The sequence below is a fragment of the Rhizobium sp. CSW-27 genome, from assembly GCF_018760785.1.
Classification (GTDB): Bacteria; Pseudomonadota; Alphaproteobacteria; order Rhizobiales; family Rhizobiaceae; genus Neorhizobium.
Map to the genome: position 1 here is coordinate 233,135 of NZ_JAHHZO010000001.1, position 13,681 is coordinate 246,815.

Annotated in this window: 17 protein-coding genes; 14 read left to right on the forward strand and 3 right to left on the reverse strand. The window is 64.3% G+C overall.

The window, feature by feature from the left end:
• The first annotated feature begins 18 nt into the window (after positions 1–18).
• On the forward strand, positions 19–348 hold the full coding sequence (locus KLP42_RS01205) for a DHCW motif cupin fold protein (RefSeq protein WP_215564047.1): 330 nt from the start codon (positions 19–21) through the stop codon (positions 346–348).
• Here the strand turns inward: KLP42_RS01205 and KLP42_RS01210 are convergent.
• On the reverse strand, positions 345–950 hold the full coding sequence (locus KLP42_RS01210; RefSeq protein WP_215564049.1) for an LOG family protein: 606 nt from the start codon (positions 948–950) through the stop codon (positions 345–347). The two genes, KLP42_RS01205 and KLP42_RS01210, sit on opposite strands and share 4 nt — an antisense overlap.
• Before the next feature lie 171 nt (positions 951–1,121).
• Between KLP42_RS01210 and KLP42_RS01215 the strand changes: the two genes are divergently transcribed.
• Both KLP42_RS01215 and KLP42_RS01220 read left to right on the forward strand, forming a co-directional pair.
• Positions 1,122–2,921 (forward strand): LysM peptidoglycan-binding domain-containing protein, encoded by a 1,800-nt coding sequence (locus KLP42_RS01215; protein ID WP_215564051.1) that lies wholly within the window; start codon positions 1,122–1,124, stop codon positions 2,919–2,921.
• Positions 2,922–2,999: 78 nt separating this feature from the next.
• Positions 3,000–4,886: an ABCB family ABC transporter ATP-binding protein/permease gene (locus KLP42_RS01220; protein WP_215564053.1), complete on the forward strand. Its 1,887-nt coding sequence runs from the start codon at positions 3,000–3,002 to the stop codon at positions 4,884–4,886.
• Positions 4,887–4,910: 24 nt separating this feature from the next.
• Here KLP42_RS01220 and KLP42_RS01225 read toward each other — a convergent pair whose 3' ends face one another.
• Positions 4,911–5,441 carry a nucleoside/nucleotide kinase family protein gene (locus KLP42_RS01225; protein WP_215564054.1) on the reverse strand — a complete coding sequence of 177 codons (531 nt, stop codon included), beginning with the start codon at positions 5,439–5,441 and terminating at the stop codon, positions 4,911–4,913.
• 204 nt (positions 5,442–5,645) lie between these two features.
• Between KLP42_RS01225 and KLP42_RS01230 the strand changes: the two genes are divergently transcribed.
• The 3 genes from KLP42_RS01230 (at position 5,646) to KLP42_RS27075 (ending at position 7,522) form a co-directional block, all read left to right on the forward strand.
• Entirely contained in the window at positions 5,646–6,347 is a 702-nt protein-coding gene (locus KLP42_RS01230) for a phosphatidylserine decarboxylase (RefSeq protein WP_215564056.1), read from the forward strand.
• 18 nt (positions 6,348–6,365) lie between these two features.
• On the forward strand, positions 6,366–7,181 hold the full coding sequence (gene pssA, locus KLP42_RS01235) for a CDP-diacylglycerol--serine O-phosphatidyltransferase (RefSeq protein WP_215564058.1): 816 nt from the start codon (positions 6,366–6,368) through the stop codon (positions 7,179–7,181).
• A 215-nt stretch (positions 7,182–7,396) separates the two neighbouring features.
• Positions 7,397–7,522, forward strand: a complete 126-nt coding sequence (locus KLP42_RS27075) for a hypothetical protein (RefSeq protein ID WP_286675423.1) — start codon at positions 7,397–7,399, stop codon at positions 7,520–7,522.
• 47 nt (positions 7,523–7,569) lie between these two features.
• On the opposite strand, the gene KLP42_RS01240 is transcribed toward KLP42_RS27075, so the two are convergent.
• The gene (locus KLP42_RS01240; RefSeq protein WP_215564793.1) at positions 7,570–8,340 is read right to left on the reverse strand and encodes an SOS response-associated peptidase; all 771 of its coding nucleotides are present in this window, start codon (positions 8,338–8,340) and stop codon (positions 7,570–7,572) included.
• Between the two features lie 150 nt (positions 8,341–8,490).
• On the opposite strand from KLP42_RS01240, the gene KLP42_RS01245 reads away from it, so the two are divergent.
• From KLP42_RS01245 to KLP42_RS01280, 8 genes are all read left to right on the forward strand, one after another.
• Entirely contained in the window at positions 8,491–8,949 is a 459-nt protein-coding gene (locus KLP42_RS01245) for an NUDIX hydrolase (RefSeq protein WP_215564059.1), read from the forward strand.
• Between the two features lie 11 nt (positions 8,950–8,960).
• The gene (locus KLP42_RS01250) at positions 8,961–9,443 is read left to right on the forward strand and encodes a TIGR02301 family protein (RefSeq protein ID WP_215564060.1); all 483 of its coding nucleotides are present in this window, start codon (positions 8,961–8,963) and stop codon (positions 9,441–9,443) included.
• Positions 9,444–9,549: 106 nt separating this feature from the next.
• Complete coding sequence (locus KLP42_RS01255) at positions 9,550–9,807, forward strand: hypothetical protein (RefSeq protein ID WP_215564061.1); 258 nt, start codon at positions 9,550–9,552, stop codon at positions 9,805–9,807.
• An 18-nt stretch (positions 9,808–9,825) separates the two neighbouring features.
• On the forward strand, positions 9,826–10,566 hold the full coding sequence (locus KLP42_RS01260) for a hypothetical protein (protein WP_215564062.1): 741 nt from the start codon (positions 9,826–9,828) through the stop codon (positions 10,564–10,566).
• A 175-nt stretch (positions 10,567–10,741) separates the two neighbouring features.
• On the forward strand, positions 10,742–11,596 hold the full coding sequence (gene ygfZ / locus KLP42_RS01265; protein ID WP_215564063.1) for a CAF17-like 4Fe-4S cluster assembly/insertion protein YgfZ: 855 nt from the start codon (positions 10,742–10,744) through the stop codon (positions 11,594–11,596).
• A 32-nt stretch (positions 11,597–11,628) separates the two neighbouring features.
• Positions 11,629–12,210 carry an HD domain-containing protein gene (locus tag KLP42_RS01270; RefSeq protein ID WP_215564794.1) on the forward strand — a complete coding sequence of 194 codons (582 nt, stop codon included), beginning with the start codon at positions 11,629–11,631 and terminating at the stop codon, positions 12,208–12,210.
• Positions 12,207–12,737 (forward strand): tyrosine phosphatase family protein, encoded by a 531-nt coding sequence (locus KLP42_RS01275; protein WP_215564064.1) that lies wholly within the window; start codon positions 12,207–12,209, stop codon positions 12,735–12,737. The genes KLP42_RS01270 and KLP42_RS01275 overlap by 4 nt, the downstream gene beginning before the upstream one ends.
• Positions 12,738–12,796: 59 nt before the next feature.
• Positions 12,797–13,675 (forward strand): mechanosensitive ion channel family protein, encoded by an 879-nt coding sequence (locus KLP42_RS01280; protein ID WP_215564065.1) that lies wholly within the window; start codon positions 12,797–12,799, stop codon positions 13,673–13,675.
• The last annotated feature ends 6 nt before the right edge of the window (positions 13,676–13,681 follow it).

The following is a 13,681-nucleotide window of genomic DNA, read 5'->3' on the forward strand; positions in this document are numbered from 1 at the left end:
CACCCAAGGGACGTTCCCATGCGCATGTCAGATATTCCCTTCGGCACCACCGATTGGGAGGGGATCGAGCGGACCGAACACAGTGGCGAGACCGGCAGCGCCACATGGCGCACGCAGCATTTCGGGGACATCCGTGTTCGCATGGTCGAATATACGCCAGGCTATCTCGCCGACCACTGGTGCGAGAAAGGTCACATCCTGCTCTGCCTGGAGGGAGAACTGCTGACGGAGCTTGCCGATGGCCGCAGCTTTCTGCTGACACCGGGCATGAGTTACCAGGTGGCCGATGGCGCCGAACCGCACCGGTCTTCGACGAAGACCGGTGCAAGACTGTTCATCGTCGATTAAAGCTTGGCGATCACGGCCTCGTTGCCGTCATCGACGGCTTCGTCGCCCCAGGCATCCATGATGGCCGGCACGATGTCCTCCACCCGATCGATGACCAGCGGCTTGACCAGATTGGCGTTGTGGATAAAACCCTGCGCCTTCATGTGGTCGATCAGTTCCAGCATCGGGTTCCAGAAGCCGCCGACATTGGCGAACACCATCGGCTTGCCGTGCCGGCCGAGCTGCGCCCAGGTCATGATCTCGACGATCTCCTCCAGCGTGCCAATGCCGCCGGGCAGCGTCACGAAGGCATCGGCGCGTTCGAACATCTTGTGTTTGCGCTCGTGCATATCCTTGGTGATGATCAGCTCGTTCAACTGTCCGAGAGAATGGCGGGTTGCCTCCATGTCGACAAGAAATTCGGGGATGATGCCGGTCACCTCACCGCCATGAGACAGCACGCCGGAGGCCACGGCGCCCATGATGCCCTTGGTGCCGCCGCCATAAACGAGTCGCAGACCATGGGCGGCGATGGATTTTCCCAGCGTCCGGCCTGCCGCGACATAGGCGGGATCACGGCCGGGTTGCGAGCCGCAGTAAGCACAAATGGATCGAATTGGCACAGGAATCTCCGTATTACAGCATGGGTTCGGGCAAATCAGACGCCCGAGCCGGAAAAGTGACGGGAAATCAAGCCCCGGGCAAGCGCAAAAGGACGGCGAAACCTTGTTAACCGGGTATGAAAGCTGTAATTCCGTAGCATGTGGCGGGTATCCGTCTGGAGAGGGAAAAGAATGAAGAACCGCGCCGTCTGGCTGGCTGTTTCCGTAGTTGCGATCGCGACCCTGCTGATGGTCTTCGTCATCATGCCGCGGCTGTCGACGGATGACCAACCGGTCGGCCAGGCGATCAACAATGCCGGGCGCGAGGTGAAGGAAGCCGTGACGCAGGGCGGTGATGCCGCCCGTGCGCTGGTGGATCCGACCCCGGACAAGGCACCGGCGGCGAGCGCCGCGGGCGACCTTCTGCCGAACACCAAGCCGCCGGCCGCGCCCGCCGAGACCGCCAAAGCAGAGCGCCCCCTGATCATCCCGACCTTCGACGTGCTGCGCGTGGAAACGGACGGCTCCGCGGTGATTGCCGGCCGCGCCGAGCCGGAAGCCCGCCTCGACGTCAATGACCAGACCGAGACCGTCGCCTCGACCGGCGTCGACAAGGCCGGCGAATTCGTCGCCGTGCTGGACAAGCCGCTGGCACCGGGCGACCACCAGCTGCTGCTCAAGGCCACCACCAAGGATGGCCGCACGGTGATCTCGGAAGAAATTGCCACCGTTTCCGTGCCGCAGGCCAAGGGCGGCGAGCTGCTGGCCATGGTCACCAAGCCGGGCGAAGCCAGCCGCCTGATCACCGTTCCGAATATCAACGAGGCCGCCAAGACCGAGCGCGTCGCGCTCTCCGGGGGGGAAAGCCCCGTGCCGCCCCAGCCCTCGGCAACCGGTGCGGCTCCGGCGCCTGCCGACCCGGCCAAGGCCGCGGATGCGCCGGCCGCGCAACAGGTTGCCTCCGCTCCGGCAACTGCAGAAAAGCCCGATGCGACGCAGCCGACGGCAAAGCCCGAGCTGCAGGTCAGCGCCGTCGAGATCGAGGGCGACCGCATCTTCGTCGCCGGCATCAGCCGCGCCGGCGCCCGGCTCAAGGCCTATGCGGACGGCAAGCTGATCGGCGACGGCACGGCGGGTGGCGACGGCCATTTCGTTATCGACGGCATCATGCCCCTGTCGATCGGCGAGCATCGCATCGCCGTCGACCAGCTGGGGGCAGATGGCAAGGTTCTGGTGCGCGTCGAAGTTCCCTTCATCCGCCCGGCGGGCGACCAGGTCGCAGCCGTCGCAACGCCGCAGGCGAGCAGCACCGAGCTGACGCCGATCGATGACGGCGCCTTCGACAAGTTGCGCAACGAGGTGTCGCGCGCCTTCCAGCTGCTGCAGAACCTCTATGCCCATGGCGCGACACCAAGCGACGAACAGGTGGCAGCGGCCCGTTCCGCCACCTCCATTTCGCTGCGCTCGCTTTCCGAATACCGCCTGCCCGCCGATGCGGACGCCAATGCCAAGCTGATCGCGCAGAATACGGTAAAGGACGCCGCCGCCGCGCTGAAGGCGCTCGATGGCCTGCCGCGCGACGTTTCCTCCGTCGGCAAGGGCCTGGGCTCAATCGGCGAGATGATTGCCCGCGCCGTCGGGCCGGTGCTGCCGAACGGCAAGGTGGCGCCGCTGCCGCCTTCCGTTGCCGAGGCACAGCTGGTGCCGGGCGCCCGCACCATTGCCCAGGCGCCGCTGACCCAGAGCGACGCGGCCTCCGTCATCATCCGCCGCGGCGACACGCTCTGGCAGATCTCGCGGCGAGTCTATGGCCAGGGCGTGCGTTACACCACGATCTATCTGGCCAATCAGGACCAGATCGCCAATCCGGACGTGATCCAGCCCGGCCAGATCTTTGGCGTGCCGAAGGATGCCATGCCGGATGTGGAGGCGGAAAAGATCCACCGCGACCACATGCGCAAGAGCGAACAGCCACCCCAGACGATCCGCTGATGCCACGCCGCAGCCCATGCTTTGCATTGCAAAGCGCGGGCGGTCGTCCTATGTGAAGGCCTCCCTCCGGAGGCATCCATGGCACAGAAAAAGAAGACCGTTTCGGCGGATTCGGGCAATCCGCTCGGCACGCTCGTGAACCTCTGGCCCTATATGTGGCCAAGCGGCAGGCCGGACCTGAAGGCCCGTGTCATCTGGGCCACCGTTTTTCTGTTTGTCGCCAAATTCGTGCTGCTGGCCGTGCCCTATTTCTTCAAATGGGCAACGGACGCGCTGAACGGCAAACTGGACATGGCGGGCGTCCTTCCCGCCCTGCTGCTCGGCGCCGTGGCGCTGGTGATTGCCTATAACCTCACCCGCCTCATCCAGCTCGGCCTCAACCAGCTGCGCGATTCGCTGTTTGCCAGCGTCGGTCAGCATGCGGTGCGCCAGCTGGCCTACAAGACCTTCGTGCACATGCACCAGCTGTCGTTGCGTTTCCATCTGGAGCGCAAGACGGGCGGTCTGTCGCGCATCATCGAGCGCGGCACCAAGGGCATCGAAACGATCGTCCGCTTCACGATCCTCAATTCCGTGCCGACGCTGGTCGAGTTCCTGCTGACCGCCATCATCTTCTGGTATTCCTACGGCGTTTCCTATGTGCTGGTGACGGCCGTCACCGTCTGGGCGTATATCTGGTTCACGGTGAAAGCTTCCGACTGGCGCATCGCCATCCGTCGCTCGATGAATGCCAGCGACACCGAGGCCAATACCAAGGCGATCGATTCGCTCCTCAATTTCGAGACGGTCAAATATTTCGGCAACGAGGAGATGGAAGCCAAGCGCTTCGATGCCTCGATGGCGCGCTACGAAAAATCCGCGACCCAGGTCTGGACCTCGCTTGGCTGGCTGAACTTCGGCCAGGGCGTGATCTTCGGGCTGGGCACCACCGTGATGATGGTGATGTCGGCGCTTGCCGTGCAGCGCGGCGAGCAGACGATCGGCGATTTCGTTTTCGTCAACGCGCTTTTGATCCAGCTCTCCGTACCGCTCAACTTCATCGGTTTCGTCTACCGCGAAATCCGCCAGGGCCTGACCGATATCGAGCAGATGTTCGAGCTTCTCGAGGTGGAGGCCGAAGTGGTGGACAGGCCGGACGCCAGACCGCTTGCCATCGAAAACGGCCGCATCACCTTCCGCGACGTGCATTTTGCCTATGACCCAGAACGGCCGATCCTGAAGGGCGTCTCCTTCGAAGTGCCGGCCGGCAAGACGGTGGCAATCGTCGGCCCCTCGGGTGCCGGCAAATCCACCATTTCCCGCCTGCTCTACCGGTTCTACGACATCCAGTCCGGCGCCATCGAGATCGACGGGCAGGATGTGCGCAACGTGACGCAGACGAGCCTGCGCGCCGTGATCGGCATGGTGCCGCAGGATACGGTGCTGTTCAACGACACGATTGCCTACAACATCCGCTACGGTCGTCTGACTGCCACGGATGACGAACTGCTGGCGGCGGCCGATGTGGCGCAGATCGGCCATTTCATCACCAGCCTGCCGGATGGTTTCAAGACCATGGTCGGCGAGCGGGGCTTGAAGCTCTCCGGCGGCGAAAAACAGCGCGTGGCGATTGCCCGTACCATCCTGAAGGCACCGCCGATTCTCATCCTCGACGAAGCGACCTCGGCGCTCGACACGACGACCGAACAGGAGATTCAGGCCGCCCTCGACGTGGTGTCGAAGAACCGCACGACGCTCGTCATCGCCCATCGCCTCTCCACCGTCATCAATGCCGACGAGATCATCGTGCTGCGCGCCGGCGAGATCGCCGAACGCGGCACGCATGCCGCCCTTCTCGAACAGAACGGCCTCTACGCCTCGATGTGGAACCGCCAGCGCGAAGCAACACAGGCGGAAGAAAATCTGCGGAAAGTGCGCGAAAGCGACGATCTGGGCGTGGTGGTCCGCAAGGAACCGGCGGTGTGAGCACCTTGCGCGGGGACGGCGACCTCAGCCGCCCCCGCCGCACCGGGCCAGAATATCGTCGACAACCTCGGCCAGCGGCCGCGTGGCATCGATGACCATGCCTTGCCGGGGAATATCTTCCCCGCTTTCATGCAGGCGCAATACGAAGTCCCGCTCTTCGGGCCTTCCGCCGAACTCATCGTCAGGCCGGTTCTCCAGCCGCTTGCGAAGCGTCTGCCGATCCACCTCGAGAACGAACACCGCATCGAACAGGTGGATGAACTGGTGAGAGTTGCGGGAGCCCCCGCAGAAGAAGGTGGCTTGATGGCTCTTGTCCGCCATCAGCGCGCGGACCTTCTCCACGGGCCACACATGATGCCTGTGCCCGAAGGTGAAGTCTGCCCTACCCTTTATGATGCTCGCCTGATCCAGGGGCTCTCCGGTCTGCGGATCGCCCTTGCAGGCCAGTTCCCGGTCGCCGTGAATGACATGAAAGCCGCGCTTCTGAAGCTCGATTGCAACAGAGGTCTTGCCCGTGCCGGACACGCCTTCGATCAGATAGTTGCTGGTTCCCATCTCGAATTCCCTACCGATCGAGCCGCAGATCGCTGAGGTCTATGGCAGAAGCACTTGTCAGATTTTCGGCGTCGTGATGCGGGCTGCATCCACAAGCCGGCATCTCCGCATTCCCTCCCTCGCCGGAACCGCATTGCTCCCAAATCCGTTTGCCTGTAGTCAGCTAGGTTTGAAACCAACGCTCGGCATCCTGGAGACCTCCCGTTGTCCAACCTGTTCGACACCATCCGCAACACGCTCGTTCCGATCCACAAGGAAGGCTATATCTTCGTCATCGCCTTTTTCGTGGCTTCGCTGGTGCTGGGGCTCATCGCCAAGCCGCTGTTCTGGATCGGGCTCATCCTGACGCTCTGGTGCGCCTATTTCTTCCGCGATCCGGAACGGGTCGTGCCGCAGGATGACGATCTGATCATTTCGCCGGCCGATGGACGCGTATCCTCGGTGCAGATGGTGGTGCCGCCTGCGGAACTGGAACTGGGCAACACGCCGCTGCTGCGCATTTCGGTGTTCATGAACGTGTTCGACTGCCACGTGAACCGTGCGCCGGCCCGCGGCCGCATCTCCAGGATCGTCTATCGCCCCGGCCAGTTCGTGAATGCCGAGCTGGACAAGGCCAGCACCGACAACGAGCGCAACGGTCTCGTGATCGAAACCAAGCATGGAAAGCTCGGCGTGGTGCAGATCGCCGGCCTCGTTGCCCGGCGCATCCTCTGCTTCGTGCACGAAAACGAGCCGGTCGATGCCGGCGAGCGCTTCGGCCTCATCCGTTTCGGTTCGCGCCTCGATATCTATGTGCCTGCGGGCGGTGAGCCGCGCGTCTCGCTCGGCCAACGCTGCGTGTGCGGTGAAACCGTGATCGCCGAATTCGGTTCGACCAAGGGCCCGACGCTCAGCCGCCGCAGCTAAACCAACCCGGAGAACACCATGCAGCCGAACATCAGCCCGGAGCCCAGTGACGACGATGCCGCCCGCGGCCCGCGCCTTCGGGAAATCCCGCTTCGGCTGATGGTGCCGAACCTGATCACGGTGCTGGCGATCTGCGCCGGCCTCACCGGCATCCGTCTTGCCTTCGAGAATCGGTTCGAACTGGCGGTCGCCATGGTGCTGCTCGCCGCCTTTCTGGATGGCATCGACGGTCGCGTGGCGCGCGCCCTGAAGGCCACCTCGAAATTCGGCGTGCAGATGGATTCGCTGGCCGACATCATCAATTTCGGCGTGGCGCCGGCGCTGGTGCTTTACGTCTTCATACTCGATCAGGCCGGCTCCATCGGCTGGATTGCCGCGCTGATCTATGCGATTGCCGCCGGGCTTCGGCTTGCGCGCTTCAACGTGATGGCGGAGCGCGAATACAAGGCGAAATGGCAGAGCGAGTTCTTTGTCGGCGTTCCGGCGCCGATGGGCGCGCTCCTCGTGATGCTGCCGGTCTATCTCGGCTTCCTCGGCCTGGAAAGCGACCGCACCATTGCCTATGGCGCCACCGCCTACACCGTGCTGATCGGCTACCTGCTGGTCAGCCGCCTGCCGGTGTGGTCCGGGAAATCCGAGACCCGCGTGCGCCGCGACCTGATGCTGCCGCTGCTGCTCGGGGTCGTGCTCTATGTCGCGCTGCTGATGAGCTATACGTGGCAGGTGCTGGTGGTGACCACACTCGCCTATCTGTGCATTCTGCCCTTCAGCGCGCGCGCCTGGAAGAAGCGTTACGGCACGCTGACCATCGAAGACGACCACGCCAACGTCTGACGGGCAGGCAGCGGCGCATCGCCGATGCTGCGATACAACAATAGCTTGCAACACAAACGATCTGAGTCTTTTCGACAACAGCGCGGAAATCTGCGCTGCGGATCATGTGGATCCGGCAAAAGCGCCTTGAATTCCGCCGTATTTCCGCCCTGATTTACCCTGAGAGGCGCGTCCACGCCAAATGGCAACGGATTCGCATTCTTGAGGAGATCATCATGAGCCAGGAAAAGCCAGCCCCGCAACCCAAGCAGGAGTTGCATGCCCCTCTGCGCCCGCTCGGCCTGAAGGCCGTTGTCGCGGCAGCCCTGATGCTGAAGCGCAAGACGCTGAAATCCGCCTGAAACGGCGCTGACGCTGCGAGGCGCCCGGCCGGCGGCATCGGAACGGATCAGAACAGCGAAAGCTGGCCGCCCCCTTCAGGCGGCGCAGGTTTCTTCTTTTCCGGCAGAGCCGCCACGGGCGTTACCGGCACCTGCAGGTCCGGCCCCATGTTGGAGACCTTGTTGACGAGGTCGGACACGGGGATGGCCTCGAACAGATCCGGCTCGGCCGGTTTCAGCAGATCGGCAACGTCGCGCGGTTCGCCGACCTTGCAATCCAGCCAGCGCTCGAAATCCTCCGGCGCGATCACCACCGGCATGCGGTCATGGATCGATGCGATGGCCGCATTGGCCCGGGTGGTCAGGATGGCGGCCGTATCGACCTCGGAACCATCGGCGGAGGACCAGGTCTCCATCAGGCCGGCAAAGGCAACGATGCCGCCCCGCTTCGGGCGGATCCAGTAGGCCTGCGCCTTGGCTCCCTCCTCCTTCTGCGGGCGATGCCATTCATAAAAGCCGGAGGCCGGCACCAGCACGCGGCGATGGCGCATGGCGGCGCGGAAGGATGCCTTTTCGGCCGCCGTCTCGGCCCGCGCATTGATCAACAGTGGAAAATCCTTCGGGTCCTTCACCCAGCCGGGCAGAAAGCCCCAGCGGGCCAGCATCGCCTGCTGAACCGGCAGGTTGCTGCCCGGCGCCTGTCTCTCGCCGGCGCTGACGATGAGAATCGGCTGCGTCGGCGCGATGTTGTAGCGCTTCGGAAAATCGTCGATCGAGATGACGCTGAGGAATTCGATAATATCCTCCGGCGTCGCGGTCAGGGCGTAGCGTCCACACATGCGGCTGTGATCGCATTGCCGGCGGACGGGGTCAAGCATCGGAGGGTGTCTCCCGCACCAGCCCGCCGCCCGCAACAGGCCGGAAGCAGGCCGGCGAGGAGCGGCAAAAGGGCTTCGGACTTTTCCGCCACATGCGTTATGCTGGCTGCCATGACCATAGCAGCGACGCCATCCTCCCCGCCTCCCGCTTCCGGCCCCTCATGGCCGCAGGCAGCCTCCTCCGCCATTCTGGAACGCGAGGGACGCCTTCTGCTGATCCGCCGGCGCAACCCGCCTTCAGCCGATCTCTACGCCTTTCCGGGCGGTCGGGCGGAGCCGGGCGAAACGCCGGCGCAAACGGCGCTGCGCGAATTCTGCGAGGAAACCGGCATTGCCGCACGCGACCCGGCGCTTTTCGCCACCTACGATCTCGAAACACGCGATGCGGCCGGCACGCTGCAGAGCCACTTCTTCCTGTCGGTCTTTCTCGTCAGCGCCGATGCGGCAACGCCCGCGATTGCCGCGGATGACGCGGCCGATGCAGGCTGGTTCACGCTGGAGGAGATCCGCCGCCTGCCGGTGCCGCCGAGCGTGCTGGAATGCGCCGAACGACTGATGGCGCAGCGATGAGGCGTGACCCGATGCGGCCGCTGCAGGCCACCTCCCCGGCTGCGCGAAAAAAGACCGGCAACGCCTTGTCCTTTCAGGGCTTTCTTGTCGTCGTCCTGACATTTTGCACAGTGCCCGGCGCACTCGCCCAGAAGGCCGCTGGGCCGAGCGTGCCGACTGCGCCGCAAGCTGCACGGCCGGAGCCGGAAAAGCCTGCACCCTATGATGGCCAGCTTTTGCGACTTGCGGAAATTCTCGGCTCCGTTCAATACCTGCGCTCGCTTTGCGGTGACGATTCGGCCGGCTGGCGTGCCTCAATGCAGGCGCTGCTGGAGGCCGAGGCGGCAAACGAACCGGCACGGCGCGAACGCCTGACGGCCTCCTTCAACCGGGGCTACAGGGCCTTTGCGGCGGTGCATGCGAGCTGCACGCCGGCGGCTCGTATTGCCGAAGAAAACTACCGTAACGAAGGTGCAACACTGGCAGCCGAAATCGCCGCCCGCTACGGAAATTAGAGGTTTATTTACCTCTTTCGCCATGGGGGCGTGTTGTTTTGATAAAAGGCTGCTAGTCTTGTTAACGTGCCGGTAACAACAGGCATCCCTTGAAAGAGGAATACACATGCAGACAGCGCGCAACGACATCGACGACATGATTGTGCACGAGAAGATGCAGGCGGCGCTCGAATATCAGAACGAAGCCTGGGCAGACGGTCGTGCAGACGGCATCGAACCGGAGATCATCGCCGACGCTGCCATCGCACTGGCCATGCGCGAGACAATCCGCATTCATGGCGAGGAAGGCGCGGAAGCCATGCTGGAATCCCTGCGTGCCCGCATGCTGGCCGGCGAGTTTTCGCCGGAACGGACGCTGCAGTAACAAGATCCGGAGCCTTTCATGCTGACGCTTGCGGCGACTGAGGCTCGCCACCGTTCCTTCGCTCGGCTTCTGGCCGCCGGCTGTTTTCTCTTTTCCGCCACCGTGTCCAGCCAGAGCGCCCTTGCGCTCGGCGGTGACGTGACGGCTCCCACTGCCGAGACATCGGGCGAGACAATGCCCGGCCAGACGCTGCCGGCCACCCGCAGCGTCGGTACGCCCGCGCCACTGTTCGGCCAGGCGGCCGAAACGCCGACGGCTCCCGTCACGGCAACCGAGCCCGAGGCTGGCAGCGCTCCTGTCGAGATCATCCGCGACATCAATGCCCTGCCCGAACCGGTGCACGCGATGCGCGAAAAGATCATCGAGGCAGCCAGTTCCGGAGATTTCGAACGCCTGCGACCGCTGCTGAGCTTCGATCCCGACCAGATGCGCCAGCTGGGCATGGCAGGCGACGACACGCTGGAGGCGCTGAAGAGCCTTTCCGGCGATCAGGAAGGTCTCGAAATTCTCGCTATCATGCTGGACCTGCTGCAGACGGGTGCGGCGCGGCTGAACCCCGGCACGCCGGACGAGATCTATGTCTGGCCGTATTTCGTCGGCAAGCCGCTCGACACCCTGACGCCGCCCGAGCGGGTGGAACTGCTGCGCATCATTACCGCCGGCGATCTGATCGCCATGGAAGAGAACAACAACTACAATTTCTACCGCCTCGGCATCAGCCCGGACGGCAAGTGGAAGATGTTCAGCGGCGGGGATTGATCCCCCGCCCCGACTTGCCGCGCTTGCGCCTCAACGGGCCTGCGCCTATGTCTGGGTGCCAAGGAGCATGTCCGGCGAAAACAGAATCACGGAAATGCTCTCTCCTTGTTTTGATGCAGTTCCGGCACGGCCACAACGCGCCCTTGCGGGAATTGCTTTCACCGGACAGCCTGCCATGACCCATGCTCTGCTTGAGAACCGCAGCCTGATCAGGATCGAGGGCGCCGATGCGCAATCCTTCCTTCACGGCATCATCACCACCGATGTGGAGGGCCTGCCGGCCGGCGAGGCACGGCCGGGTGCGCTTCTGACGCCGCAGGGCAAGATCCTGTTCGATTTCCTGATCTGGCGGGACGGCGACGGCTTTCTGATGGAATGCGATGACGATCAGCGCGCAGCGCTGATGAAGCGCCTGACGCTCTACAAGCTGCGCGCCGCCGTGACGCTGGCGGAGGCGGATACGGGCGTGAGCGTAACCTGGGGCGACGAGGCCGCATCGGCCACCGGTATTGTCGACGGCGCCTTCCTGAAGGCAGGGTTCCCGCTCCGGCGCCGCCCGGGCATGGAAGCCGGCGCGACGGGCAACGCCGGCCGGGAGGCCTATGATGCGCTGCGCATCGAGGCCGGGCTCGTCGAGGCGGGCCGGGACTATGCGCTGCAGGATGCCTTCCCGCATGATGTGCTGCTCGATCTCGATGGAGGGCTCTCCTTCCGCAAGGGCTGCTATGTCGGCCAGGAGGTGGTGTCACGCATGCAGCATCGCGGCACGGCACGCCGGCGCGTCGTGCAGGTGTTCGCCGAGACCGCCCTGCCCGCCTCCGGCACGGAAATTTCGGCCGGCAGCAAGCCGGTCGGCACGCTCGGCACGGTGGTCGGCACGCGTGGGCTGGCGATCGTCAGAACCGACCGTGTCGGCGAGGCCATCGCCAGCGGCACGGCCCTGCTTGCCGGCGATTGCCCGGTGACGCTGGCACTGCCGGCCTGGACGGGCCTCTCCTTCCCGACGGGAGCCAGCGAGGCCGAGGCGTGAGCACGCTTGCCTCAAGCCGCGCCTGGCAGCGCATGCTGTCCGGTCGCCGCCTCGACCTTCTCGACCCCTCACCGCTCGATGTGGAAATCACCGATATCGCGCACGGGCTGGCCCGCGTCGCCCGCTGGAACGGCCAGACGCGCGGCGACCATGCCTTTTCCGTGGCGCAGCACTGCCTCGTCGTCGAGGAGATCTTTCGCCTGACGCATCCGTCCGCCTCCGCGACGGAACTCGCCATGACCCTGCTGCATGACGCACCGGAATATGTGATCGGCGACATGATTTCGCCGTTCAAGGCGGTGGTCGGCGGTGGCTACAAGGCGGTGGAGAAGCGGCTGGAGGCGGCGGTGCATCTGCGCTTCGGCCTGCCGCCGCACCCCTCGCGCGAGCTGAAAACCCGCATCAAGAAGGCCGATACGGTGGCTGCCTATTTCGAGGCAACGGAACTGGCCGGCTTCTCGCACGAGGAGGCGAAGAAGTTCTTCGGCCTGCCGCGCGGCATTACGCGCGACATGCTGCCGATGGCGCCCATGGCGGCCATCGAGGCGCAGCGGCTGTTCCTTGCCCGCTTCCATGACCTCGATCGCGCCCGGCAGGAGATCGCCGCGAAATGACCGCCATCCTCGTCTGCCCGCTGGACAAGATCGCCGAGCTTGCCGTGCGCCACCGCGCCCGCGAAATGGTGAGCCTCGTGGCCGACGGCCAGGATTTCCATCGTCCCGGCGTCATCCGCGCCGAGCGGCACCTGATGCTCAGGATGAACGACATCGCCTTTCCCGGCACCGGCAATCTGGTGGCGCCGGGCGAAGAGCATGTGGCCCGCCTGATCGATTTTGCCAGAAGCTGGGATCGCACGGCGCCGCTTCTCATCCACTGCTGGATGGGCGTATCCCGCTCGCCGGCCGCAGCGATCATCGCGGCACTGGCCATCGATCCCGATCAGGACGACGAGGCGCTGGCAATCCGCCTGCGGCAGGTGGCCCCGCATGCCACCCCGAACACCCGCCTCATCGAATTCGGCGACCGGGCGCTGAACCGCAAGGGCCGCCTGATCGCCGCGATCAAGGCGATCGGCCGCGGCGCCGAGGCGGACGGACGGGCAAGCTTCGTGCTGCCATTGGCATTTCCCGCCCCCTCTTGATCCCACCAGCGCCTGCGCCAGTTAGGACCTCCTGAAGAACAGGAAGGAGCCTCGCCCGCATGGAAGATCAGGCGTCGGATTTCGTCGTTGCGACCCAGGCAGCCCTTGCCCAGTTGACGGCGCTGGCCGTGCAATATTCGTTCTCGATCCTCGGCGCTGTCGTGCTGCTTGCCATCGGCTGGTTCGCCTCCGGGCTTCTCAGCCGCTGGGCCAGACAGGGCCTGTCGCGCATTCACGGCATCGATGCGACGCTGGCGCAATTCTTTTCCAATGCCATTCGTTATGCGGTTCTCGTCATCGTGCTGGTCATGGTACTCGGCCAGTTCGGCGTCCAGACGGCTTCGATCCTCGCCGCCCTTGGCGCCATTGGCCTGGCGATCGGTCTGGCGCTGCAGGGCACGCTGCAGAACATCGCCGCCGGCATCATGCTGCTCGTGCTGCGGCCCTTCCGGGTGGGCGAATACATCGATACCGGCAGCGTCAACGGCATCGTGCAGGATATCGGCCTGTTTGCGACCGAACTGAAGACCTATGACGGGCTTTATCGCCTGGCGCCGAATTCGCTGCTGTGGAACGTGCCGGTCACCAATTACAGCCGCCTCTCCACCCGCATGCATGATTTCAAGGTGGGCATTGCCTATGAGGACGATATCGAGAAGGCGATCGCGATCCTGCTCGAGCTTGCCAACAAAGACGAGCGCGTGCTGCAGGATCCCGCCCCTTCCGCCTTCGTCATGGATCTGGGCGACAATGCGGTGATCCTGGCCCTGCGTTATTGGGCGAACAGCAGCGTCTGGTGGATGACCTCGCGCGACATGACGAAACGCACCAAGGAAGCCTTCGATGCGGCGGGCATTTCCATTCCCTTCCCGCAGGTCACCTATCATGCCGCGCCGAAGGAGGATGAGAGCAGAGACCCGCCGCTCAAACTGGTGTGAGCGGCG